This is a genomic window from Streptomyces sp. NPDC089919 (assembly GCF_040684615.1).
GTDB lineage: Bacteria > Actinomycetota > Actinomycetes > Streptomycetales > Streptomycetaceae > Streptomyces.
This window is the reverse complement of record NZ_JBFBGK010000002.1, coordinates 48,646-72,921: the sequence shown is the minus strand read 5'-3', so window position 1 is coordinate 72,921 and position 24,276 is coordinate 48,646. Positions and strand designations below refer to the sequence as shown.

Annotated in this window: 19 protein-coding genes and 1 pseudogene; 8 read left to right on the top strand and 12 right to left on the bottom strand. The window is 74.4% G+C overall.

Annotation, left to right across the window (positions count from 1 at the left end):
• Nucleotides 1–61: 61 nt before the first annotated feature.
• The 6 genes from AB0O40_RS01415 to AB0O40_RS01390 all read right to left on the bottom strand — a co-directional run bounded on the left by AB0O40_RS01415 (nt 62) and on the right by AB0O40_RS01390 (nt 5,811).
• A complete protein-coding gene (locus AB0O40_RS01415; protein ID WP_365034606.1) occupies nt 62–457 on the bottom strand; it encodes a roadblock/LC7 domain-containing protein in 396 nt (131 codons plus the stop codon).
• Between the two features lie 347 nt (nt 458–804).
• Nucleotides 805–1,440 (bottom strand): ATP/GTP-binding protein, encoded by a 636-nt coding sequence (locus AB0O40_RS01410; protein ID WP_365034410.1) that lies wholly within the window; start codon nt 1,438–1,440, stop codon nt 805–807.
• Complete coding sequence (locus tag AB0O40_RS01405; protein ID WP_365034604.1) at nt 1,440–1,895, bottom strand: DUF742 domain-containing protein; 456 nt, start codon at nt 1,893–1,895, stop codon at nt 1,440–1,442. The genes AB0O40_RS01410 and AB0O40_RS01405 overlap by 1 nt, the downstream gene beginning before the upstream one ends.
• A 53-nt stretch (nt 1,896–1,948) precedes the next feature.
• On the bottom strand, nt 1,949–2,392 hold the full coding sequence (locus AB0O40_RS01400; protein ID WP_365034409.1) for a roadblock/LC7 domain-containing protein: 444 nt from the start codon (nt 2,390–2,392) through the stop codon (nt 1,949–1,951).
• Nucleotides 2,389–4,974 carry a nitrate- and nitrite sensing domain-containing protein gene (locus AB0O40_RS01395; RefSeq protein WP_365034407.1) on the bottom strand — a complete coding sequence of 862 codons (2,586 nt, stop codon included), beginning with the start codon at nt 4,972–4,974 and terminating at the stop codon, nt 2,389–2,391. Before AB0O40_RS01395 ends, AB0O40_RS01400 begins: the two co-directional genes overlap by 4 nt.
• Nucleotides 4,975–5,025: 51 nt before the next feature.
• Complete coding sequence (locus AB0O40_RS01390; RefSeq protein ID WP_365034405.1) at nt 5,026–5,811, bottom strand: MHYT domain-containing protein; 786 nt, start codon at nt 5,809–5,811, stop codon at nt 5,026–5,028.
• Between the two features lie 148 nt (nt 5,812–5,959).
• On the opposite strand from AB0O40_RS01390, the gene AB0O40_RS01385 reads away from it, so the two are divergent.
• The gene (locus tag AB0O40_RS01385) at nt 5,960–6,559 is read left to right on the top strand and encodes a methyltransferase domain-containing protein (RefSeq protein WP_365034403.1); all 600 of its coding nucleotides are present in this window, start codon (nt 5,960–5,962) and stop codon (nt 6,557–6,559) included.
• Here AB0O40_RS01385 and AB0O40_RS01380 read toward each other — a convergent pair.
• Nucleotides 6,550–7,491: an oxygenase MpaB family protein gene (locus AB0O40_RS01380; RefSeq protein ID WP_365034401.1), complete on the bottom strand. Its 942-nt coding sequence runs from the start codon at nt 7,489–7,491 to the stop codon at nt 6,550–6,552. The genes AB0O40_RS01385 and AB0O40_RS01380 overlap by 10 nt on opposite strands.
• Nucleotides 7,492–7,713: 222 nt before the next feature.
• Between AB0O40_RS01380 and AB0O40_RS01375 the strand changes: the two genes are divergently transcribed.
• Both AB0O40_RS01375 and AB0O40_RS01370 read left to right on the top strand, forming a co-directional pair.
• Entirely contained in the window at nt 7,714–8,565 is an 852-nt protein-coding gene (locus AB0O40_RS01375) for a hypothetical protein (protein WP_365034602.1), read from the top strand.
• A gap of 63 nt (nt 8,566–8,628) precedes the next feature.
• A complete protein-coding gene (locus AB0O40_RS01370; protein ID WP_365034400.1) occupies nt 8,629–9,093 on the top strand; it encodes an SAM-dependent methyltransferase in 465 nt (154 codons plus the stop codon).
• 57 nt (nt 9,094–9,150) lie between these two features.
• On the opposite strand, the gene AB0O40_RS01365 is transcribed toward AB0O40_RS01370, so the two are convergent.
• A complete protein-coding gene (locus AB0O40_RS01365) occupies nt 9,151–9,693 on the bottom strand; it encodes an MOSC domain-containing protein (protein WP_365034398.1) in 543 nt (180 codons plus the stop codon).
• Between the two features lie 130 nt (nt 9,694–9,823).
• The gene (locus AB0O40_RS01360; RefSeq protein WP_365034396.1) at nt 9,824–10,006 is read right to left on the bottom strand and encodes a hypothetical protein; all 183 of its coding nucleotides are present in this window, start codon (nt 10,004–10,006) and stop codon (nt 9,824–9,826) included.
• Nucleotides 10,007–10,171: 165 nt separating this feature from the next.
• On the opposite strand from AB0O40_RS01360, the gene AB0O40_RS01355 reads away from it, so the two are divergent.
• Nucleotides 10,172–13,081, top strand: a complete 2,910-nt coding sequence (locus AB0O40_RS01355) for a DEAD/DEAH box helicase (protein ID WP_365034395.1) — start codon at nt 10,172–10,174, stop codon at nt 13,079–13,081.
• Entirely contained in the window at nt 13,078–14,379 is a 1,302-nt protein-coding gene (locus AB0O40_RS01350) for an SWF or SNF family helicase (protein WP_365034393.1), read from the top strand. Before AB0O40_RS01355 ends, AB0O40_RS01350 begins: the two co-directional genes overlap by 4 nt.
• Before the next feature lie 7 nt (nt 14,380–14,386).
• On the opposite strand, the gene AB0O40_RS01345 is transcribed toward AB0O40_RS01350, so the two are convergent.
• Nucleotides 14,387–14,869, bottom strand: a complete 483-nt coding sequence (locus AB0O40_RS01345; RefSeq protein WP_365034391.1) for a MarR family transcriptional regulator — start codon at nt 14,867–14,869, stop codon at nt 14,387–14,389.
• A 225-nt stretch (nt 14,870–15,094) separates the two neighbouring features.
• Here AB0O40_RS01345 and AB0O40_RS01340 point away from each other — a divergent pair, with 225 nt between their 5' ends.
• Both AB0O40_RS01340 and AB0O40_RS01335 read left to right on the top strand, forming a co-directional pair.
• Nucleotides 15,095–16,360, top strand: a complete 1,266-nt coding sequence (locus tag AB0O40_RS01340) for a GAF domain-containing protein (RefSeq protein ID WP_365034389.1) — start codon at nt 15,095–15,097, stop codon at nt 16,358–16,360.
• A gap of 154 nt (nt 16,361–16,514) precedes the next feature.
• On the top strand, nt 16,515–18,038 hold the full coding sequence (locus AB0O40_RS01335) for an aldehyde dehydrogenase family protein (protein WP_365034388.1): 1,524 nt from the start codon (nt 16,515–16,517) through the stop codon (nt 18,036–18,038).
• A gap of 76 nt (nt 18,039–18,114) precedes the next feature.
• On the opposite strand, the pseudogene AB0O40_RS01330 reads toward AB0O40_RS01335, so the two are convergent.
• Together AB0O40_RS01330 and AB0O40_RS01325 are read right to left on the bottom strand one after the other, a co-directional pair.
• Nucleotides 18,115–19,195 (bottom strand): annotated as a pseudogene (locus AB0O40_RS01330) (beta-galactosidase domain 4-containing protein); the annotation flags it as partial.
• Nucleotides 19,196–19,313: 118 nt separating this feature from the next.
• Nucleotides 19,314–21,833 carry a hypothetical protein gene (locus AB0O40_RS01325; RefSeq protein ID WP_365034386.1) on the bottom strand — a complete coding sequence of 840 codons (2,520 nt, stop codon included), beginning with the start codon at nt 21,831–21,833 and terminating at the stop codon, nt 19,314–19,316.
• Between the two features lie 883 nt (nt 21,834–22,716).
• Here AB0O40_RS01325 and AB0O40_RS01320 point away from each other — a divergent pair.
• Nucleotides 22,717–23,760: a pentapeptide repeat-containing protein gene (locus AB0O40_RS01320; RefSeq protein WP_365034384.1), complete on the top strand. Its 1,044-nt coding sequence runs from the start codon at nt 22,717–22,719 to the stop codon at nt 23,758–23,760.
• Nucleotides 23,761–24,276: the final 516 nt, after the last annotated feature.

The following is a 24,276-nucleotide window of genomic DNA, read 5'->3' as shown; positions in this document are numbered from 1 at the left end:
GATTACCCTGCGTGACGACCGTAGCCCAGATCGCAACCCTCCGTCCGAGCCTGTGGACAACTCACTCCGCTCGCGAGCGCTCCGCGACTCCGAGGTGTTCGCCGACCCGGTTGACCAGCAGCGTCATCTCGTACGCCACCTGCCCGATGTCCGTCTCGGCCGCACTCAGCACGCACAGGCTGCTCCCCGGCCCGGCGGCCATGACGAACAGCACGCCCTCGTCGTACTCCACCATCGTCTGCCGCACCCGGCCGGCCCCGAAGTACACCCCCGAGCCCTTCGCCAGGCTCTGCAACCCGGCCGCCACCGCCGCCAGGTGCTCCGCGTCGGCGCGCTCCAACGCCGTGCTGGCGCCGGTGACCAGACCGTCGTTGGACAGGACCACGGCGAGCCGCACCTGGTCCAGCCTCTGTGTGAGATCGTCCAGCAGCCAGTCGAGCTGCTTGTCCAGCGGCATGTCGTCGCCCTCCCCGTTTCGCACGGTCGCCCCCGCCCCCGCGTCACCTGTCCCGCCAGCCTTCCCCACCAGCGGCTTTCGGGCAAGGAGATGCGCCCTCGGCGAAGAGAATGACTCAAGAGGAGTGGCGGGAGCGCTTCCGGCCCGGCCCCGGCCCCGGCACGCAGTGCCGCGTTCGCGCAGACGGGAGCCCTCACATCACTGCGATACGGTCCCTTCCCGGCGCCGCCGGCCCCGTCCCCGGCTCCCGCGGGACGGCTGTCAAGGGGCACAATCCGGCCCGTGAGGGGCCCGGGAGCACCCCGCCACCGGGCCCGGCCGCACCGCGGCCGCCCCGCCGGGACTTCTCAGACCGGACCCGCCGGGGACTCCACCGAGTCCAGCAGCCGCGCGGTGTGCACCCGTCCCGCGTACTCCACCAGCCGGATCAGCACTTCCTTCCCCGAGTCCTTGTCCCGGGCGTCGCACAGCACCACCGGGGTGCCCGGTTCGAGGTCCAGCGCCCGCGACACGTCGAGCGCACCGTAGGCCCGCGCCCCCGCGAAGCAGTTGACGGCCACCACGAAGGGGATCCGCCGGTGCTCGAAGTAGTCCACCGCGGGGAAGCAGTCCTCCAACCGCCGGGTGTCGGCCAGCACCACCGCGCCGAGCGCGCCCTGCGACAGCTCGTCCCACAGGAACCAGAAGCGGTCCTGGCCGGGCGTGCCGAAGAGGTAGAGCGAGAGCCCCGACCGGATGGTGATCCGGCCGAAGTCCATCGCCACGGTCGTGGTCCGCTTCTGGTCCACGCCCCCGGTGTCGTCGACCAGTTCGCCCGCCTCGCTGAGCAGTTCCTCCGTGCGCAGCGGGCGGATCTCGCTGACCGCGCCGACCAGGGTGGTCTTGCCCACCCCGAAGCCGCCCGCCACGAGGATCTTCAGCGCGAGGGCGGCCAGCTCCCCGCCGTCGGCGGTGGTCCCCTCGGGTCCGACGTCCTGTCCCATCACAACGCTCGCAATCCCTCGATGACTTCCCGCAGAATCCGCTCGTCCGGCAGCCGGGCGGGGGGCACGGGCCGGCTCACCCGCACGTGGCCGGCCTCCAGCAGGTCCCCGAGCAGCACCCGCACCACCCCCACCGGCAGATCGGCCTCCGCCGAGAGCTCGGCGACCGACTGGGTCTCGGCCCGGCACAGCGACAGCAGCGCCCGGTGTTCCGGTCCCAGCAGGGACTCGGCCGCCGCGTCGGCGCCGCCGGGGTCCACGACCACCAGCGCTATCAGGTCGAACCGCACCCCGCTGGGGCCCGGCTTGGTCCGGCCGCCGGTCAGGGCGTACGGCCGCACCAGCGGTCCCGCCTCGGCGTCGTACCAGCGCCCGCCCGCGCCGCCCGGACCGCCGGGGGTCCCCGGTCCCGCCGGGTCGTCCGCGCCGCGTCTGCCGTCCCCGCCGTCCGTCATGGCCGTCCCGCCCGTCGTCGCCGTCGTGCCCGTCATGTGCCCGGCCGTCCCGCTCAGCCCGCGGCCGGCGGGTGGTCGGCGAACCGCGGCGGGGTGTACAGGTGCTCGCCGACGCGTTTGACCAGCCGCGCCATCTCGTAGGCGATCAGCCCGATGTCGGCCCCGGCGGCGGCCAGCACGGCGAGGCAGGAGCCGTCCCCGGCGGCGGCCACGAACAGGAAGCCGTCGTCCATCTCGACCATCGTCTGGCGCACTCCGCCGGCCCCGAAGTGCCGGCCGGCGCCCTTGGCCAGGCTGTTGAACCCGGAGGCCACGGCCGCCAGGTGCTCGGCGTCCTCGCGGCTCAGGGCGCTGGAGGCGCCGACCGCGAGCCCGTCGTTGGACAGCACCACGGCGTGCCGGACCTCGCGCACCCGCATCGCCATGTCGTCCAGCAGCCAGTCCAGTTCACCCGATCTGCGGGTGCCGTCCCGGTCGACCCTCTGGTGTTCGATCACGAGCGCTCTCCTTCGGTGCCTTCGTGGGTGGCTTCGTCGGTGCCCCGCGCCCAGCCGTCGCGGTAGGCGGCCATCCGGTCCCGGGCCTCCTCGGGACTGCGGACGGGCTGGTCCTCGGCGGAGTCGGGTCCCCCGGCCGGGCCGGCGGGCGCCTCGCGCAACTGCGGTACGAGACTGGCCTGGCGGACCCGGCGGGGCAGTTCGGTGACGCCTTCGGGAAGCGCCGCCGTCCCCGGCACCGCGGCGGGCGCCGGCGGCCGGCCGCCGCTCCCGCGCGGCCGCAGGGTCGCCACCGGGGCCGGCGGCGCTTCGGCGACGGACGGCTCCGCCTCGCGCCCGGCCGCCCCGGCCGGACCCGAGGGGCCGATGGACCCCGGCGCTGCGGACGGGGCGGACCCGACGGGCGCCCCGCCGGCCGACCGGCCGGCCATGGCGCGCGCGGTGACCTGCCGGGCACCCCGCCCGACCGCCAGCGGCTCCGGCTCCGGTTCCAGGTCCTGGGGCCGGCCGCCGGGGCGTTCGTTCTCCCCCGGCGGCAGCGCCCCTTGGAGGAGGGCGGTGGGCAGCAGCACCACCGCGGTGGTCCCGCCGTACGGCGAGGGGCGCAGGTGCACCTTGACGTCGTGGCGGGCGGCGAGCCGGCTGACGACGAAGAGGCCGAGCCGGTCGCTGTCGAAGAGGTCCAGCGCCTCGGACTGCTCGATCCGCCGGTTCGCCTCGGCCAGCGTCTCGGGCCCCATGCCGAGCCCGCGGTCCTCCACCTCCAGCACGTAGCCGGTGCCGACCGGCTCCCCGCTGACCCGCACCTTGGTGTGCGGGGGCGAGAACTGCGCGGCGTTCTCCACCAGTTCGGCCAGCAGATGGGTGAGGTCGGCCACCGCGCCGCCGATCACGGCGGCCTCGCCGAGCTGGCGGACCTCCACCCGCGGGTAGTCCTCGATCTCGGAGACGGCGGCCCGCACCACGTTGGTGAGCGGCACCGGCAGTCGCCAGGCCCGGCCCGGGGCCGCGCCCGAGAGGATGATCAGGCTCTCGGCGTGCCGCCGCATCCGGGTGGTGAGGTGGTCCAGGCGGAAGAGGTCGCCCAGCTCGGCCGGGTCGTCGGCCCGCCGCTCCATCGCGTCCAGCAGGTTGAGCTGCCGGTGCACCAGCACCTGGCTGCGCCGGGCGAGGTTGACGAACACCCCGGAGACCCCGCTGGCCAGTTCGGCGCGCTCCACGGCCGCGCTGAGGGCGGCCCGGTGCACGGTCGCCAGGGCCTCGCCCACCTGGGCGATCTCGTCCTCGTCGGAGGGCCCGGACGGCGCCTCGGCCACCACGTCGATCTCCTCGCCGGCGCGCAGCCGGTCCATCGCGTCCGGGAGTTTGCGGTGGGCGATCTCCAGCGCGCCGTTGCGCAGCGAGACCAGTTCGACCACCAGTCCCCGGCCGATCCGGACCGAGATGACCAGGGAGGCGCCGACCGCGAGCAGGCCGAGGAGGACCGCGCCGCCGGCAGTGCCGAGCACCCCGTCGGCCAGCGGGTCGACGCGGTCGGCGGCCGCGGCGCGGGCCTTGGCGTCGAGGTCCCGCATCGCGTCGGCGACCGCGGCTCGGGCGCTCTCCCACCCGGCGGGCACGCCCCGGCCGCCGCCGGCCGTCACCTGGTCCTCGGCCGCGGTGAGCGCGGCGTACGGCCGGCCGCGGGTGACGGCGCGCCAGCTCGCGCGCCGGGCGGCGGGCAGGTCGGGGGCGGCGGCTTCGAGGAGGCCGCGCCGGGTGGCGGCCGCGGCGGCGAAGCGGCGTACGGTGTCGGCGGCCGGCGGACCGGCGGCGCGCAGGGCGAGCAGCGCGTCCTCGCGGGCGAGTTGTTCGGCGGCCCGGCCGTACTCCAGCAGCACCCGGGCCTCGGCCCCGTGCGGGTCGTCGTGACCGGTGCCGAGCGCGCCGCCGACGGCGAAGGCGGCCCCGATCACCGCGGTGTAGTCGTCCAGGGCCGCGACGGGGGTGCGCTTGCGGGCGGTGACGTCGGTGCGGGCCACCTGGAGGCCTTCGGCCGCGGTGACGAAGGTGCCCAGCCGGGCCGCGACCGCGGGCGGGTAGTCCCCGGCGTCGGCGACGGTGTGGCGGTCGCCCAGCCGCAGCGCGGCGATCGCGGCGTCGGTCCGGGCGGCCTGCGCGTCCAGGGCAGCGGCCCGTTCGGGGCCGGGTGCGGCCAGGTAGCGCACCGCGGCGATACGTTCCGCCTGGAGCTCGGCGACCGCGGCGCCGACCGGGGCACGTACCTCCTGGTCGGCCCGCTGCAGGCGGCTCAGCCGGGCCACGTCCTGCGCGGTGCCCACGGTGGCGAACGCCCACAGCGCCAGCAGGGAGACCACCGGCACCATCAGCAGCGAGACGATCTTCGCGCGGACGGTACGGGGCCGCAGGCCCGGGCGGCCGGGGCCGGCGCCCGGGGCCGGCTCGGGCGGACCGGCCGGGGCGCGGTGCTCGGCGGGACGTTCCTCCTCGGCCGGCGGGCCCGCATGCGCCCGGCGGCCGCGCGCCGGTGGCACGGGCAGCGCGGGCCCTCCTGCGTCCGGGGTCCTGCGGGGTGTGCGCATGAGCTCCTCGTTCCGGAAGGTGCGGTCGGTACGTCTGCGGGCGGGCGGCGGTCAGTGGGCGCCGGCGGGGTGCTCCTCGCCCAGCCGGCGGGCCGCGGCCGAGGCGGCGCGCTCGTCGGCGGTCGGGGAGAGGGCCACGAAGGCGGAGGTGAGGAAGAGGTAGGAGCCAAGGCCGACGGCGAGGGGGAAGATGAACTGCACCGCCGTGGCCCCGGGGAGTGCGGCGCCGGAGGGGTCGACCTCGACGGCGATGGCCATCATCCCGGTGTAGTGCATGCTCGTGACGGCGGCACCCATGATGAGCGAGGCGACGGCGGCCACCATGAGCGGGGACCTGATGTTGAGCGCGGCCCAGAGCGCGGCCGTGGCGGCGACCACCGCGATGGCGACGGACAGCCCGACGGTCGCCGGGCGGTACGAGATGTGGCCGTGCAGCCGGAGCGCGGCCATGCCGATGTAGTGCATGCTCGCCACGCCGAGTCCGGTGGTCAGCCCACCGAGCAGCAGCGAGCGGCCGCGGTCCTTGCCGTATCCGACGGCGAACACCCCGGCTCCGACCACCAGCATGGCGACCAGCAGGCTGAGGACGGTCAGCGGCACGTCGTAGTGGATCTCGGTGCCGGTGACGCTGAAGCCGAGCATGGCCACGAAGTGCATGGTCCAGATGCCGGTGCCGATGGCGGAGGCGGCGGTGAGGAGCCAGTTGCGCCGGGAGCGCCCGGTGGCGCCCAGCGCGCGCAGCGTGCAGCGCAGCCCGAGGGCGGCGCCGACGGAGGCCATCACGTATGACAGTACGGGTGTCAGCCATCCATAGGCTGCGTGGTCCAGGTGTCCCATGGCCACGGGACGCTAGTCCGGGTGAGGGCGCGAACAAGGGGCGCATTTCGAAAGCTGCTGGAATATGACAGAGAGACGTTCACACCCGATCACAAGCGGTGACAGGCTGCACACGCTTGGCATGGCCCCGGTACGGAATCATGGACGCATGACTGACGACCAGACACACGTCCAGGAGTTCTTCGGTGCCCGTGCCGCGAACTGGGACGCCAAGTTCCCGGACGACGGACCCGCCTTCGCCCTCGCCGTGGCCGAATTCGGTCTGCGGCCCGGCGACCGCGTGCTGGACGCGGGCTGCGGCACCGGCCGGGCGCTGCCCGCCCTGCGCGCGGCGGTGGGCGCGGCGGGGACGGTCCTCGGCGCGGACCTCACCCCGGAGATGCTGGCCGCCGCGGCCGGCGCCGGGCGGGACGCCGACGGCACCCTGCTCCGGGCGGACGTCGCCCGGCTGCCGCTGCGGGACGGCGTGCTCGACGCGGTCTTCGCGGCGGGGCTGATCGCGCACCTGCCCGACCCGGCCGGGAACCTGCGGGAGCTGGCCCGGACGGTCCGGCCCGGCGGCCGGCTCGCGCTCTTCCACCCGATCGGCCGGGCCGCGCTCGCCGCCCGGCACGGCCGCGAGCTCAGCCCGCAGGACCTCCGCGCCGAGCCCAACCTCGGCCCGCTGCTGGCCGGTTCCGGCTGGCGGATGGTCTCGTACGCCGACGAGGACGCCCGCTTCCTGGCCCTGGCCGTACGTCAGGACTGAGCCGGCTCCCCCGGGCCCGCGGCGGGCTCGGCCGCGTCGGGTCCCGCGGTCGGGCGGGCGTGCGGGACCGGGCAGCCGCGCAGCCCCGGCACCGGCGTGGTGCCCAGCCCGGCCAGCCGGTAGCCGTTCGGGTAGCCCTTGATCTCGGGGTTCTGCCGGGCGTAGTGCGGGGCGGTGCGCGGCGGCAGCAGCCGGACGGCCCGGCCGCGCAGCCGCAGCGCGCCGCGGACGAGGGTGCGCAGCGCCGGGCCGGGGGCCTCGTACCGGAAGGCGCGCAGCAGCGGCTCGTCCAGCAGCGCCAGGCTCGCCGACCGCAGCAGCGGGGCCAGCGGGGCCGGGTACCAGGAGGCCATCAGGTCGAGGGTGGCGTCGGCCACCCGCCGACCGCCCTCGTCCCAGCCGAAGTGCGCGGCCTCGTAGGCGTCGAGGAAGCCCTCGAACTCCTCGAACGTGTCCGGTACGTCCGTGATGCCCAGGTGCCGCCCGAGGGTGGCGTAGTAGCGGGCGGAGGCCTGCCGCTCGACTGCGCACAGCGGGCGCCAGCCGTAGTCGTCCAGCCAGCGCTTGGGGATCACGACGAACGTGCACAGGACGTAGCGCATGTCGTCGTCGGTGATGTCGTAGCTGCGGTGCATCTGGTTGATCCGGCGCACGGCGGTGCGGCCCTGCTCGGTGTCGAAGCCGTGCTCCACCACCGCGTCGAGCAGCAGCGCGGTGTCGTCGTAGCGCTTCTGGGGGCGCTCGGTGAACTCCCCCGTCGCGGCGAGCAGCGCACCGATGCTCGGCACGGTGTAGGTGCGGTAGAGGGCGAGCTCCAGGGCCCGGGTGAAGTCCCAGGGGAACTCGTACGTGGCGGTGAGCCGGTAGATCGCCAGGAAGTCCTTCCCGGGGTCGAGCCGGCGGATCTCCTTGAGCCGGTCGTATCGCTGCACCGCACGCCCTCTCCGTCGTGGAAGGCCAACTCTACGTGCGGGAACATCCCTTGGCCCGCCGCCGGGGCCCGCCGGCCGACCCGCCGGGGACGGCCGCGGAAATCGGTCCCGGCGGGCTCTCGACGCGCGGGTTACCCGCTGGTTAGGGTGCGCCGACAAGCATGCGACGGGGAGGGACACGTGGCCGGTACGGGCGAGGGGACCGCAGGGGCGGACGCCGCCGTGGAGGACGCCGTGGGCGGGGAGCCCGCCGGGGCGGACTCGGGCGGCTCGCTCTTCGTGCTGTCCGCCGTGCTGCTCACCCCCGCGCAGTTCCCCAGCGTCCTGGGGGACGACTACCCGCAGGCCTGCGGGCTGCTCGGGCTGACGCCGTACGAGGAGGGCTACGGCCTGGTCCTGGGGCAGGACGAGGACGGCGCCCGCTGGACGGTCGTGGTGGACGACGTCTCGCTGGTCGCGGTGGCCATCGCCTCCTGGGACTGCGGGATGGAGTACGACCTCTCCCCCGACGAGCGGACCATCGTCTCCTCGCTGGCCGGCTGGCCGATCGCGCTCGCGGTCGCGGCCCCGGACCTGCCCGAGCCGCACGATCCGGAGCAGGGCGCCGACGGCACCAACCGCGTCCCGCTGGCCCCGCCGGCCCCGGACGGCTGGGGCCCCGCACAGCGCCGGCTCGGCGCGGACGAGATCGCCGTGCAGTGGGGGGCCTGGCGCGCGCAGTTCGACATACCGGGACCCGAGGACCCCGAGGACCCCGACGCGGAGGCCGAGACGGAGGCCGCCGACGGCGACGCGCCCCGCTACGGCCACGAGGGCGTGCGCCGGGTGCTCGACGAGGCCCGCGCCTACACGGTCACCCCGCCGCCGCCCGGCCGGATCCGCTCCACTTTCGGCACCGAGGAGGCCCGCACCCTGCGGGTGGACGGCCCCGGCTGGTCGCTGGTCGCCCGGACCGACGACATCGCCTTCGTGCTCCTGGACGAGGAGCCCGGCGGCGTGGTCCCGATCGGCCGCGGCAGCGAACTCCCGGGCCTGCTGGAGGCGTTGGAGAAGATCGCGGTCCGGCCGGCCTGACCCCGCCCGGTCCCCCGGTTACGATCGGGCGCCGGTGTCGGCACGATCACGGGGAGGTACGGGATGACAGTGGTGGAGTGCGAACCCATCGGCGTGGTGCTCGGCGGCCGCACGGCCGTGACCGACGACGACTGGGACAAGGAGAGCGCGGTCATCCGCCTGGACGCCGCGCGGTTCGGCCCCGAGGCCCTGTACGGACTCGACGCGTTCTCGCACATCGAGGTCGTCTTTCACTTCGACCGGGTGCCGGTGGCGAAGATCGAGGCGGGCGCCCGGCGCCCGCGCGGCAACCCCGACTGGCCGCTGGTGGGGATCTTCGCCCAGCGCGGCAAGAACCGCCCCAACCGGCTGGGCGTCTCCCGCTGCCGGATCCTCGCCGTCGACGGGCTGGACGTGCACGTGGCGGGGCTGGACGCGGTCGACGGCACGCCCGTCCTGGACATCAAGCCCTACCTGGCGGAGTTCGGGCCGCGCGGCGAGCTGCGGCAGCCGCAGTGGTCGGTCGAGCTGATGCGCGACTACTACTGACCGGCTCCGGGCAGCGTGCGGCGGGCCGGGACCGCGGTCCCGGCCCGACCCGCCTGCTCAGACCCGCTCGAGCGGGACGTGCGGGCCGGCCGGGGCCTCGACCTCGATCCCGTCGCCGGGCCGGATGGTGCCGCCCTGCCGGACCACGCCCATGACGCCCGCCTTGCGGACCACCGCGCCGCTCTCGTCCCGGCCGACCACCTGCTTGAGCAGGCCGTCCTGGAAGTGGTCGATCTGCAGGCAGGGGTTGCGCAGGCCGGTGACCTCGACGACGGCCTGCTCGCCCAGGCGCAGCAGGGTGCCGGCGGAGAGCGCGAGCAGGTCGATGCCGGTGGTGGTGACGTTCTCCCCCAGCTGACCGGCCCGCACCTCGAAGCCCGCCCGCGCGACCTCGTCGAAGAGCTCCTCATGGATGAGGTGCACCTGGCGCAGGTTGGGCTGCGTCGGGTCCTGGGCCACCCGGGAGCGGTGCTTGACCGTCACCCCCGCGTGCACGTCCCCCTCGACGCCGAGCCCCGCGAGCAGGGTGATGCTCTCCCGGTTGGGCTTGGTGAACGAGTACGCCCCGTTGCTGCTGACCGCTGCGACCGAACCGCTCATGGCCGTCTTCCTCCCCGTAACCGCCGGCCGGCGCGCCGGAGCGACCACCGGACGACATGTCGACATCGCGCCCGGCACGACCCTAACCGGCGGCCGCACGGCAGCTCGTGGCGGCCCCGCGAGGCAGGCCTCAGCGGCCTATGCGCTTGCGCCCCATCCCGCGCACCCGCCGCCGCTGCGAGTCGTCGAGCAGCAGGTACGCGGCCACCGGTACGCCGATCAGGACGAGCAGCCCGGCCCAGAAGCCGACCGTCCAGAACAGCACGACCGCCGCCAGCACTCCCGCCGCGGCCACCTTCCCGCGGTTCGACATCCGCCACCTCCTCGCGCGTTCCGTACCCCCTCAACGGTCCGCCCGGGCCGGCCGTTCCCGCAAGCCGGAAGTGACCCGGGTCACGGCGCGGGCGCCCTCGTCGGGCCGGGGCGCTGGGGTACCCTCGGCCGCCCCCGGCCCCGAGACGTCGAACAAGAGGAACGCGTGCCTCCAGAGTTCTCCGACCTCTTCCTCGAGCTCGCCGACTGCCACGCCGTCTTCCTGCCCGCCGACCCGGCCCGGACCGGACGGATCGCCTTCTGGTTCCCGGGGTGCACCGAACTGCCCGAACTGCCCGGCACCGACGGCGGGACGGTCGAGGAGCTGACCGTCGTCACCGCGGAGCTGCGCACCGCGCTCGTACCCGTGCTGGTGCTGCCGCTGCCCGCGGCGCTGCCCCTGCTCACCCGCGCCCGCGCGGCCGCGGGGGCCGGGCCGACGCCGGCCGGCGGGGCCCCGGCCTTCTGGGGCGCGGCCGTGCTGCTGGCGCTGCACCTCGCCGCCCGCGGGCTGCTGCTCCCCGGACTCAGCCCGGCCGGCCACGACGCCTGGCGGCTCGGCCCGCTCGAAGCGGCCGACGTACAGGCCGTGCGCGACCTTGCGGCCGCGATGCCGCCCGGCGCGCACTGCGTCCCGCTGCCCGGTCCGGGGCCGCTGCGGCTGCCCGATCCCGAGGCCCTGGTCCGTGCCTTCCTCGACGCGGTGGCCGACACGCTGCCGCGCTCCCCCGCAGCCGCGCTGGCCGCGGGCTCCGCCGCCTTCGCCGGCCCGGCGCCCCGGCGGATCGATTCGCCCGCGGTCCGGGCCTGGGCCGCGGAGGTGTCCGCGGGGCACGACGCGGGCGTACGGATCTCGCTGCGGGTGGAGCTCACCGACGTACCGGAGGGGGCGTCCCCCGAGGCCGTCGCCGATCTGTCGGCGGCCGGCTTCCGGGCCGTCCTGCAGGTGCACGGCCTCGGCGACCCGGCCGTGGTCGCGGACGCCGCGGACGTGTGGGCGGGCCGGGGCGCCGCCGCCCGCTCCTTCCCGCCGCGGGCCCGGCTGGACGCGCTGCTGGCGCTGCGCCGGGCGGCCCTGGTGTGGCCCCCGCTGGAGCCGTTGCTCTCCTCGGCGGTACCGGACGCCGTGGAGCTGACCGACGAGGAGGTCGTCGAGCTGCTCGGCCCGGCCGCCCGGGAACTCGCCGCGGACGGCGTCCCGGTGCACTGGCCCCGGGGCCTGGTCCAGGACCTCGACGCCCGCGCGGTCCTCGGCGGGCCCGAGGAGGAGCCGGGGACGCCGGACCGCCGCGACGACCGGGCCCCGGCGCCCGGCGTGCCGGCCCCGCCGGCGGCCTTCACCTGGTGGTTCACCCTGGGCGACCAGCAGTTGGGCCGGGCCGAACTGGACCGGCTGGCCGAAGCGGGCCGCCCGCTGGTCCGGCTGCGCGACCGCTGGGTGCTGCTCGATCCGGCCGAACTCCACCGGGCCCGGCGGCGCCAGGACCACAAGCTCCCCGCGGCGCCGGCGCTGGCCGCGGCGCTCACCGGCACCGCCGAGGTCGACGGCGAGCAGGTACCGGTCCTGGCCACCGGCGCCCTGGAGCGGCTACGGGCCGCGGTCGCCGATCCGGCGGCCCCCGGAGCGGCGCCGGTGCCCCAGCCGGCCGCCCTCGCGGCGACCCTGCGCGACTACCAGCTGCGCGGTCTGGACTGGCTGGCCCGGATGACGGCGCTGGGGCTGGGCGGCTGCCTGGCCGACGACATGGGCCTGGGCAAGACCGTGACGGTGATCGCGCTGCACCTGCACCGGGCCCGGCAGCCCGCCACCGCCGGGCCCACGCTGGTGGTCTGCCCGGCCTCCCTGATGGGCAACTGGCAGCGGGAGATCGAGCGGTTCGCCCCGGGCACCCCGGTGCGCCGCTTCCACGGCCCGGCGCGGAGTCTGGCGGACCCGGCGCCGGACGGCTTCGTGCTGACCACGTACGGCACCATGCGCCTGGACGCCCCGCGGCTGGCGGCCGTCCCCTGGGGGCTGGTGGTCGCCGACGAGGCGCAGCACGTCAAGAACCCCCGCTCGGGCACGGCCAAGGCGCTGCGGACGCTGCCCGCGCCGGCCCGGGTGGCGCTCACCGGCACGCCCGTGGAGAACAGCCTCTCCGACCTGTGGGCCGTACTGGACTGGACGACCCCGGGCCTGCTGGGGCGGCTCGGCGCCTTCCGCACCCGCTACGCGCGCGCCGCCGAGGGCGGCGACCCGGCCGCCGCCGCCCGGCTGGCCGCGCTGGTCCGGCCCTTCCTGCTGCGGCGCCGCAAGTCCGACCCGGGGATCGCCCCCGAACTGCCGCCGAAGACCGAGACCGACCACCCGGTCGCGCTCACCAAGGAGCAGATCGGCCTGTACGAAGCGGTGGTGCGGGAGGCCCTGGCGGAGATCGCGGGGGCCCGGGGTCCGGCCCGGCGCGGGCTGGTGCTCAAGCTGCTCACCTCGCTCAAGCAGATCTGCAACCACCCGGCGCAGTACCTCGGGCAGGCCGACGCGGAGCCGGCGGCCGGGCCGGAGCGCTCCGGGAAGCTGGAACTGCTCGACGAACTGCTCGGCACCATCCTCGCCGAGGGCGGCGCCGTGCTGGTCTTCACCCAGTACGTGGCGATGGCCCGGCTGATCCGGGAGCACCTGACGGCCCGGGGGATCCCCTCGCAGCTGCTGCACGGCGGGACCCCGGTGGCCGCCCGGGAGGAGTTGGTGGACCGCTTCCAGTCCGGTGAGGTCCCGGTGTTCCTGCTGTCGCTCAAGGCCGCCGGCACCGGACTGAACCTCACCCGGGCGGGCCATGTGATCCACTACGACCGCTGGTGGAACCCGGCCGTCGAGGCCCAGGCCACCGACCGCGCCTACCGGATCGGGCAGACCCAGCCGGTGCAGGTGCACCGGCTGATCGCCGAGGGCACCGTCGAGGACCGGATCGCCCGGCTGCTGGAGCGCAAACAGGCCCTGTCCGAGGCGGTGCTGGCGGCCGAGGGCGAGGGCGCCCTCACAGAGCTGACCGACACGGAACTGGCCGAGCTGGTCGAACTGCGGGGAGGCGCGCGATGAACCGCCGTACGGACGACCCGGCGGACGGGCCCGAGGGGCCGGTCCTGACCTTCGCCGCGCTGCCCCCCGCGGCCGGCGGCCGGGCCTTCGCGGGCACCTGGTGGGGCCGGTCCTGGCTGCACGCCCTGGAGGCGAGCGCTCTCGACGGGCAGCAGCTCCGGCAGGGCCGGCGCTCCGCCCGGGCCGGTGCCGTCGGGGCGGTCTCGGTGCGCCCGGGCCGGCTCACCGCCGTGGTCACGGACGGGGACGGCACCGCGCACCGCACCGACGTACTGGTCCGGCCGCTGGACGACCGGGACTGGGCGCGCTTCCTGGCCCTGGCCGCGGCGGAGGCGGGGTACGTCGCGGCGCTGCTGGACCGGGAGGTGCCGCCCGGGCTGGACCGGGACGCCACCGCGGCCGGAGTCGAACTCCTGCCGGGGGCGGGCGATCTGGAGCCCGCGTGCGACTGCGGCGAGTGGGACCACTGCGCGCACACCGCGGCCCTGTGCTACCAGGTGGCGCGGCTGCTGGACCAGGACCCGTTCGTCCTGCTGCTGATGCGCGGGCGCACCGAGCGGGCGGTCCTCGACGGGCTGGCGCAGGGCAGCGCCCCGCCGCCGTCCGGAGCCGGACCCGACGGCCCGGACGGCGCGGAGCCGGCCGGGATGCCGGCCGCGGAGGCCTTCGGGACGGCCGGGGTCCTGCCGCCGCTGCCCGCCCTGCCGGGGCTGCCCGCCGTACCCGGCCAGCCGCCGCTGCTGGAGGCGGAGGCCGAGCCGGACGGCGGGATCGACGTGGACGCGCTGTGGTTCCTGGCCGAGTCCGCCGCGGGCACCGCGCACCGGCTGCTGGCCCGGGCCCTGGAGCCGGACCACCCGGAGCACCCGGCCACCGCGCCGCTGACGCCCGATCAGGACGCGGTACGGCTGGCCGCCGAGGCCGCCGACGCCCGGGTGCTGGCCCGGCTGGCGGCCGGCACCGGTCGGGACCGGGCGGGCCTGGCCCGGGCGGTACGGGCCTGGCGGTACGGGGGCCCCGCCGGCCTGGCCGTACTGGAGGAGGAGTGGGCCCCGGGCCCCGCCGGACTGGCCCGGGCCCGGGCCGCGCTGGCCGCCGCCTGGGAGGAGGGCGAGCGCCCGGACCTGCGGGCGGCCGGCAACCGCTGGACGCTCGCGGACGGGTCGGCCCAGCTGCGGTACGGCCGGGACGGCCGCTGGTGGCCCTACCGGCAGGACCGCGGCCACTGGGCCCCGGCCGGCGGGGCCGAGGCCGATCCGGCGGCGGCCCTGGCTGCGGCGGAGCCGGAGGAGGCGTGAGGTCCGATCACCTCGCGGGACCCCGGCGGCGGGGCGCGACGGTCTCCCGGATCTCCTCCGTCGCCTCGCGGAAGGCGGGCGCGGCCCGCCCGAAGTAGTCGAAGAGCAGGGCCCGCTGCTCGGGGGTGTACGTCTCGATCAGGTCGGCGATCCGGCGGCGGGCCGGGGCCACCGCCGTCTCCACGTCGGCCAGCGCGTACGGCACCGGTTCGACCAGCACCCGGCGGCGGTCGGCCGGATCGTGGGCGCGCCGGACGTAGCCGGCCCGCTGCAGCCGGTCGATCAGCCGGGTGGTCGCGCCCGTCGTCAGGCCGGTGCCGGTGGCCAGCTCACCGGAGGTCAGCGCGCCCGCGCGGGTGAGCAGGCTGAGCGCGTACCACTCGGAGGGCTGCAGGCCGGCCGCCTCCGCCCCGGCCATGCCGTGCAGTCCGACGGCGTCGACGTACTCGCGGAAGACGGCGCGCCGGTCGTCGCCTGCGCTGCTGGCCATGGGGATCCCCCTGGGGTGTTGCCCTGCGGTGGTGCGGCGTGCGTCGCCCGGTCGCACACGGGCGTTCGCAGGGCAGCGTACCCAGCCCCCGCCCGGGCCCGCGGGCGGGGCACACCCAACCGGCCGCGCAGACGGCCCCGCTGGCCGACGCGTGCCTTGCCGGACCCGTCCGGCGGTACGACGATGAGGGCGCGGCGGGGGCGGTGCCGAGGCCTGGAGGGCGAGTTGAGCGATCCGTGGGTGGCGCTGCCGGCCGGCGCCGATCCGGCGGAGCGGTCCCGGGCGCTGCGCCGGGCGCACGCCGCCTTCACGGCCGACGGCCGGCTCGGACCACCGGTCCGCGCCGTGGTCGCCGAGTCCTGGCGGCGCTGCGCCCGGGCCCGGGTGAGTCCCGAGGCCGCGGCGCGGGTGGACCTGTCCGAGGGCGAACTGGCCGCGTACCGCGAGGAACACCCGCTGGCGCGGGTGATGCCGGTGGTCCGGGAGCTGGTGGGCGCGGTGGCCTCGGACGGCGAGCACCTGCTGGCCGTGTGCGACGCGGGCGGACGGCTGCTGTGGGTGGAGGGGCATCCGGCCACCCGGCGCCGCGCGGACCGGCTCGGCTTCGTCCCCGGCTCCCGCTGGGCCGAGTCGGCGATGGGGACGAACGCCCCGGGCACGGCGATGGCCCTGGACCGGCCGGTGCAGGTCTTCGGCGCCGAGCACTTCAGCCGCCGCGTGCACCCCTGGACCTGCGCCGCCGCGCCGCTGCACGATCCGCGCGGCGGCGGCCTGCTGGGGGCGGTGGACATCACCGGCGGCGACGGACTGGCGCATCCGCACTCGCTGGCCTTCGTCCAGGCGGTGGCGCGGGCCGCGGAGGCCCAGCTGGCACTCCTCGGGACGACCGCGCCGGACGTGGCCGAGCTGCGGGTACTGGGCCGGGACGAGGCGGAGTTCAGCTGCGGCGGGCGGCGGCTGCGGCTGGGGCGGCGGCACAGCGAGATCCTGCTGCTGCTCGCCGACCGGCCGGAGGGGCTGACCGGGGACGAACTGCTGGTCGCGCTCTACGAGGACGAGCGGGTCTCACCGGTCACGCTGCGGGCCGAGCTCTCGCGGCTGCGGGGCCTGTTGGGTCCCGGGACGCTGCTGTCCCGCCCGTACCGGCTGGCGGTGCCGGTGGCGACGGACGCCGGACGGGTCGCCGAACGGCTGGCCCTGGGCGCCGTGTCGGCCGCGCTGCGCGGCTATCCCGGGCCCCTGCTGCCGGGGTCGACGGCCCCGGAGGTCGTCCGGCTGCGGCGCCGGCTGACCGACCGGCTGCGCTCGGCGCTGCTGGACCGCGGGGACGCGGGGCTGCTCGGCGACTGGGCGTACAGCCCGTGGGGCGAGCAGGACGTGAGCGTCTGGCGGGCCCTGGCGGCGGCCCTGGCACCGGGGCGGCGCGGGCCGGCGCTGGAGCGGGTACGGGCGCTGGACGCGGAACTGGGGACGGCGGACGGGACCGTGTGAGGGCGTTCGCGGTCGGGCGGCCGGGGTGCGGGCGCGGGTGGTCCCGGCCGGGGGGGGCGCCGCGCGAGCGCAACGTCCGTGCAACGTGCCGGCGCCTAGCGTCCTGCCGACGCCCGCCGCACCCGGCGGGCGCCGGACACCGGGAGGACCAGGGATGACACGTTACGCAGCGCCCGGCACCGAGGGCTCGATCGTCGAGTACGCCGCCCGCTACGACCACTGGATCGGCGGCGGGTACGTGGCCCCCGCCCGCGGCCGATACTTCGAGAACCCCTCGCCGGTCAACGGGCAGCCCTTCACCGAGGTGGCCCGCGGTACCGCCGAGGACGTGGAGGCGGCCCTGGACGCGGCCCACACGGCGGCTCCCGCCTGGGGCCGGGTGCCGGCGGCGGAGCGGGCCCAGGTGCTGCTGCGGATCGCGGACCGGATGGAGGCGAACCTGGAACGCCTCGCGGTCGCGGAGAGCTGGGAGAACGGCAAGCCGGTCCGCGAGACCCTGGCGGCCGACATCCCGCTGGCCGTGGACCACTTCCGGTACTTCGCGGGCGCGCTGCGGGCGCAGGAGGGCGCGCTGAGCGAGGTCGACGAGGACACCGTCGCCTACCACTTCCACGAGCCGCTGGGCGTGGTCGGGCAGATCATCCCCTGGAACTTCCCGATCCTGATGGCGGTCTGGAAGCTGGCCCCGGCACTGGCCGCGGGCAACGCGGTGGTGCTCAAGCCGGCCGAGCAGACCCCGGTCTCGGTCCACTACTGGATGTCCCTGGTGGCCGACCTGCTGCCGCCGGGCGTGGTCAACATCGTCAACGGCTTCGGCGAGGAGGCGGGCAAGCCGCTGGCCTCGAGCCCCCGGGTGGCGAAGATCGCCTTCACCGGCGAGACCGCCACCGGCCGCCTGATCATGCAGTACGCGGCCGAGCACCTGAAGCCGGTCACCCTCGAACTGGGCGGCAAGAGCCCCAACATCTTCTTCGACGACGTCTGGGCCGTCGACGACGACCTGCGCGACAAGGCGCTCGAGGGCTTCACCATGTTCGCCCTCAACCAGGGCGAGGTGTGCACCTGCCCCTCGCGCGCACTGATCGAGCGCGGCCGGTACGGGGACTTCCTCGACGCGGCGGTGGCCCGCACCGAACTCATCGTCCCGGGGCACCCCCTGGACACCGACACGATGATCGGCGCGCAGGCCTCCGCCGACCAGCTGGCGAAGATCCTCTCCTACCTGGACATCGGCCAGCAGGAAGGCGCCAAGATCCTGACGGGCGGTCAGCGGGTCGCGTACGACGGGGAGTTGTCCGGCGGCTACTACGTCCAGCCGACCATCTTCGAGGGCGACAACAGGATGCGGATCTTCCAGGAGGAGATCTTCGGCCCGGTCGTCTCCGTCACGTCCTTCCAGGGCTTCGACGACGCGATCCGCATCGCCAACGACACCGCCTACGGCCTCGGCGCCGGCGTCTGGACCCGCGACATCAACACCGCCTACCGCGCCGGCCGTGCCATCCAGGCCGGCCGCGTCTGGACCAACTGCTACCACGCCTACCCCGCCCACGCTGCTTTCGGAGGAGTGAAGCAGTCAGGCATCGGCCGGGAGACCCACAAGATGATGCTCGACCACTACCAGTCGACCAAGAACCTGCTGGTCAGCTACTCGCCGAAGCGCCTCGGCTTCTTCTAGAGCACGGGAGAAGGGCGCCGTCGGCCACACGTCCAGGGGCGGGTGGCCGAACACACGATGCACGAGATAGCCGGGACTACCTGTCGTCACCGGCCGGGAGTGCGGAGGGCTCCGAGAAGACGAAGGAGAACTCGGCGGGCCCGGCCCGCAGAACGTGCTGCGGCAGCGGGCCCGGGCCGCAGGACTGCGAGCAGATGCCGTGCTGGCCGTGGTCGAGGTTGACCCACACCGTGTGGCCGGGCGTCAGGTCGGTCAGGTGTCGGGCCGTGTCGAGGTGTTCGGTGGTCCAGCACCGGGCGGTGAAGCAGAACTCCGGGCCGCCCTCGATCCGCAGGCCGCCGAGCTCCACCCAGCGGACGTCGGCACGGGCGCCATTCTCCTGCGGGCGGACGTACGGGGTCTGCGGGCTGTCCACCGTGGCCTGCCAGCGGCCGGCCACGGACGCCGACCTGGTGTCCGGGTAGGCCTCGCCCGGGCCGCCGCCGAACCACCTCACCTGGTCGGCCTGCGGCAGGCCGAGGCGGATGCCGAGTCTGGGCAGCGGAACGGTCCAGTCGCCCTCCGGCGTCACCGACACCGTCAGCCGCAGCCACGTGCCGTCGGAGGTCCAGCGGTACGCCGTGGCCAGGCCCACCTCGCGGGTGGCCGGCGCCACCCGGGTCCTGACCGTCAGCGCCTCGCCACTCGCCTCGACTCCGTCGAGCCGATGCTCAATCCGGTGCAGGCCCAGTTCACGCCACAGACGGCTGTAGTGCGTGCCGTCGTACAAGGCGATGCCGTCGTCGTTGTCGGTCGGTGCCCGCCACACATCCAGCAGCGGAGGGACCACCGGGATGCTGCCGACGGACCTGAGCGCGCCGGTGCGGGCGTCGAACGCGGCCGGGCCGAGGGTGATCAGCTCCTTACCGCGCACGGGGCGGTCCCCTGCGGCAACGGGCGGTACCGCCCGGGCGATCACGACGGCCTGTCCCCACGCCACCTGGTGGCCCTTCGCCGCCCACCCGGTGTCGGACGCGAGCAGGGCCCGTACCCGTCCAGTGCCGCTCACCGTCCGGCCCCTCGGCGGTGGACGGCTGCGGCAGCTACACCTCCGCCAACTCGCCCGGCACGAGCGGCGGCACGGGCAACCGGCCCTGCGCCACCGTCTCACGGTCCACCCCACGGAGCTCCCCAGTCGATGCTCACGCCAGTCGGCACGTTCGAATACTCGCAGCCTGTTTCGAGGAGGGCGAGCCTCGATCGCTTCGAGGGCCCGCCCGTACCCGATCCGGCCAGTCAGACCTTCAGGATCAGTGCTTCCACCTGTTCAAGCGTTGTCACGCTGGCGTGTGCCGCGGTCCGTACCTTTGCCAGCTTTTCCATCCACTCGATCCGCTGCTGGGCCGGGAGCGGATCCTCCCCGAGTTGGACGCGCAGGCGGTGCGCCTCCTCGAAGTCCGTCATCAGGGTGTGGGCGGCGTCCACCGCCTTCAGGTAGCTCCCCTCGACGAGCTCGACCCGTGCTGGCAGCTCTCGGCGCAGGGCAGTCAGCTGGTCGCGTGGGTCGGCAGCCGCCTCGCCGTACGTGGTGGTCAAGGTACCGGCGTCCGCCGTATTCCCGTCGCCCGCAAGAGCGTTGACAGGGCTTTCCGGCACCGGGATACCGAGGTCCACGGGGAACAGTTCGTCGAACCACGCCTTGTCGGCGACGTAGTGGGTGGGCCGGCCCTCGGAATCCGGAGCGATCACCATCCCCGCGGTGATCGCTGTCCGGTCTGCTTCGGCCCAGTGCTGCTCCCCGTAGCAGATCAGGGGCGTGCCGTCGTCCGGCTCGGGCGGCCGCGGCGCGTCCGGGTGCTCCAGCACAGTTTTCGCGAACGCGAGGAGAAGGGCCCGGCTGACACCCGGCGCGCCCGCCGTGTACGCCAGCGTCAGGGCGGCGAGGGCGCTCTTGGGGGTGCGGCGCACGCCCTTGCGTCCGGCACCCGCCTCGCTGCCCTGGCCGGGGGTGATGAACGACTGCGGAGCGTGGATCAGCGCCGGCGCCATCCGCTGGACCAGTGCGGCCCATGCGGCTGCATCACCGGCCTCCGCCCCCAGGAACAGTTCTGTGAGCGGCCTCGGATCCTGTCCGGCGCCTTCCCTGGTCTCCGTGGTGCCGAAGAGACCGAGGGCGGAGAGGATGTTGCCCCGGTGTACGAACAGCTGCGCGACGGCGGCGGACCACAAGCGCGTACGCGCCTCGGCCGTCCTCGCCCGGATCTGGCTCCACGCCGGCTCTTGCAGCGTCCCTCTGACGACGGGCCAGAACTGCCCGGTGTCGCGGACGGTGCGCCCGTTCGTCTTCTGTGGAGTCTCGGGCGGGATCCCGGGAAACACCAGCCCGGTGATGGCACGCACCGCGATGTCGCGCAGCACGACCGGGGAGACGTTGGCACCTGCGGGCACGAGCGGCTCCAGCGGATCCAGCGGCCCGTTGACCGTCAGCGCGTCGCGCACCCCTGTCAGATCGAGCAGGTCCACGGCGCGCGCGTCGGGGAACGCCTCGGCGAGCGCGTCCGCGAGGAGGGACTCCCTGGCGTAGGCGTCGACGAGCGTTGCGAACAGGGCGATCAGCCGTGCGTCCTCGTCGTAGGGCTGAATGCCGCGCAGGTGGTCGTTGACGTTCAGGGCCCGCAGGACGTGTTCCAGGGCCTCGGGCTTGGTACAGCCGATCACGATCTCCGCGGACACCGTGGCGATCTTCGCAGCCCTGAGCGATGGGTCGGTCGCCTCCGTTTCCGGCTTCGCACCGTCCCTGTTGAGCCGGGCGGAGAGCCGGTTCAGGATCTCCCGCAAGCTCAGTAGCAGCGGCTCGGGGCCGTCCTTCTTGTCCTTCGGCATGGGCACGAGGGACTGGGGCATGCCCGTGACCAGGTGCTCCGGGCGCACCCGGAAGACGTTGAGCCGGGCCAGCGCACGGTTGTTCCCGGTCACGGCGGCCAGCCGCCACAGATTCGACACCGTGCCAACGGAGTCGGTGATCTGCCACTGCTGCAGGACGTTCATGCCCTTGGAGAGCTGGCCCGCGTCCGCGAGGGACTCGGCCAGGTCGTACCCGCGGGTCTTCCCGGCGCGCTCCAGGTTGTCGGCGGCGTACCGCTGCATGTGGACGGCCACTGCGTAGGGCTGCTCGGCCAAGGAGAGCGCCGCCTTCGGCTGCCCGTCCTCCTGCACGGCGCGGACGACCGGCCGTGGCCGCCGGTGGCCCAGAGCGGAGAGGAGAGCGCGCTTCTGGCTCTCGAACTCGTGTACGCGGCGGACGGCGTCTTGGTGCTTCTGCGTGGCTGCAGCCAGCGCCTGCGGCGCGTACGCGTCGTCCCCAGGCGCTCGGCGCAGGGCTTCCCGCTCCTTCTCCGCGGACTTCGCGCTCTTCGCGGCGTCCTGGAGCGCCAGCTCGGCGGCGACGAGGTCCTTGACGCGCTGGCTGGCCTCCGGAGCAGGCGACGACCAGCAGACGGCGGTCCGGTCGTTGAGGTCCCACGGGACCACTGCGGCGCCGTGAACATCGCAGGTCAGCAGCAGCACCTGCTCGTCACCGGCCTGCACGAGCCGGTAGGCGTTGGGCTTAAGGACCCTCCTGCCACGCAGGGTGGCAATCAGTGCCTTGACCTCCGTGTCCGGGAGCGCTGCGGCCAGACCCTCGAGGATTGCCTGCCGCGGAGGCGGCACGACTCCGTGGTCCGCGCAGGTGTTCTCGATCGCGTCCGCGAGGCGATCGCCCCAGAGGACGTTGCCAATCTGCGGGTAGATGTCATCGGACCGTTTCACGGCCATGGCGTCGTCCTTCCACCCGAGCGTCCCGGGCGAGCACCGAAGCTCCCGACCATCGGGAGCGTGTCACGCGCCCGAGTCCCGAAGCCTCGTGCTGGCAAGGAATCAGGCCGCCCCCTGGAGGGTGCGGCGGTTCCTCGCCCCGTACGGTCCACCTGCCAACGCCCGAAGAACGATCAGCCCCAACAGCGCCTCGGCGGCGCCTGGACCTCTCGCAGCTTGCTCCTGCTCCGCCGACGGCGGCATGAGGCGGACGCCGATGATGAGCCACCGACGTGCATCACCGAGCCTGCCGCTGCCGTCGACACAGCGGCGAGCCGAAGCGGCGGAGTTCACCGGATGAGGTGAACCAGCAGCCCAACGAGGCTGCGCGCAGCCCGGGTTGGGGTATTTGCACGCCAGCGGTGCGTCGGCGTGTTCCACGGAGTGCCGGCGGCGAGCAGCGGCATGTGCCGGGCGGCCCAACCCAAGACCGCAGTCCTCGTCTCACACCTCGCACAGGCGGGCGCCGAGATCACCCTCACCTCTAGGTTCCGCGATTCCATGGACATTTCCGCGTGATCATGGACACCGGTTGGACACTTCCGCATGATCATGGGCAACGGCAACGCTCGGTAGCAGTCAGTTGTCGACTGTTATCGATCTTCCGGTTTGGGCGGCGCGTTCCTTTCGCACCGTCTCAGTATGGCTGCACAGCAGCCAGGAAGATCCGTAGCAAGCACAACACGAGGACGCGACCGAAGTCAGTTGCGCCAGGAGCCCGTGCTTCGGTGGAAAGATCAGGAAGCCCGCCCCTCAATACGTTGCCTCTGCGGGGACTCGTGCGGTGAGATGAGTCGTGCGCAAACAACGGGGACTTGTGATTCTGGGAGGCGTAGCGATAGCTATGGCTGCCATCGGTGCGGTGCTGCTTGTATGGCGCGGGCCCTGGTGGGCTGACGGCGAGTACCTCAGCGACAAGGAACTGCGCACCGGTTCGGCCGCGCTGGTCACTGGCTTTCGGACCTCTGTCGTGCAGTTGTTCGCCCTCTTCGGGGCGGGCATCGCCCTTCTGTTCACCGCATTCAACTACCGACTCACCCAGCGAGGCCAGGTCACTGAGCGCTTCACTAAGGCATTGGAACGCCTCGGCTCAGCAGAGATGTACGTACGAATCGGAGGTCTCCTGGCCCTCGAGCAGATCGTCCAAGATGCCCCTGGCCAGGCAGAGCACGCGACGCAGGTACTGAAAGCCTTCGTACGGGACCGGGCCGCTCGCGGTGCCGCCCCATCACCTCCAGTTGCCCGATCCATGCGCATTGCCGAGGCACGTCGGGCCGCTCGCGGCAGGGGTGGGGTAGCCAGCATCCCGGCCGCCTCCGTACGCACAAGGCCCGATGCGGACGTACAGCAGGCGTTGACCGCACTCATCGGACCACCGGCCCAGCCGGGCGGGCACCCAGACGACAGCATCTGGGAGTGGAACGGGGGCTCTGAGCACGTGGATTCGGGCAGAAAGATCGATCTTGCTGACTTGAACCTCGCCGGAGCCAACTTTCACCGCGCGGACCTGTGTGGAGTCCGGTTGGACGGTGCCGATTTGAGCGGGGCCCGAATGACTCGGGCATACCTGCAAGGTGCCAGCCTGGAGGGGGCGAACCTGACGGGGGTTGAGATGTATCGGGCGAACTGCAACGGGACCCGGATGGACGACGCGGATCTCACCAATGCCTACATCGACGGTGCAGACATGGCGAACGCCTACGGGCTGGCAGTGGAACAAGTGCTGGTGGCGGGGGTGACTAGCCGGACGTCACTTCCGAGCTATATCGCGCAGGACCCCCGTGTGCTCGCGCGTATGGCGGAAGTGGAGAAGATCCTCGAAGACGATTGGGCGGGTGCTCACCGCGCAAGTACCGAAAGGACTGCTTCGCTCCCGGTAGGCGAGTGAACGTGCTGAAACCCTTCAGTTGAGCAGGCCCCGCCGTCGGGGCTTGTTCAAGGGATCGGGCTCGTAGAAGGCCAAGAGCACGGCTTCCGCGCGGTCCGGCGACGTCATGCCGCGGGCCTTCATCGCCTTCTTGCTCTCGATCTGGGTGTAGCCGCTCGTCGTGGAGAGCTGCGCAGCCGCCTTCCTACCGACGTGCAGGCTCAGCCGCCCCGGCCGGACGACGACAGAGACCGGCCGTGGACGGGCCCTGACGACGCGTGGTGCGTGCACCCGCGCGGGTGCGGAGAGGCCGGCCCGGCTCTTCCGGCCTACCGTTCAGCAACACGGTCCCTTGGGATGTTCTGGACGCAGGCCGTCGGGGTCGTCACCTCAGGAACCTGCGAACCGCCGGATTCGCGTGGCCGACACACCAGGGCTGCCCGCTGAGCGCCGTCTGTGGCCCGGCTCATGACCCCGGAGTCACCGCGGCTTCTCCTTCTCGGGCCACCGGGTGCCGGAAAGGGAACCCAAGCGGCG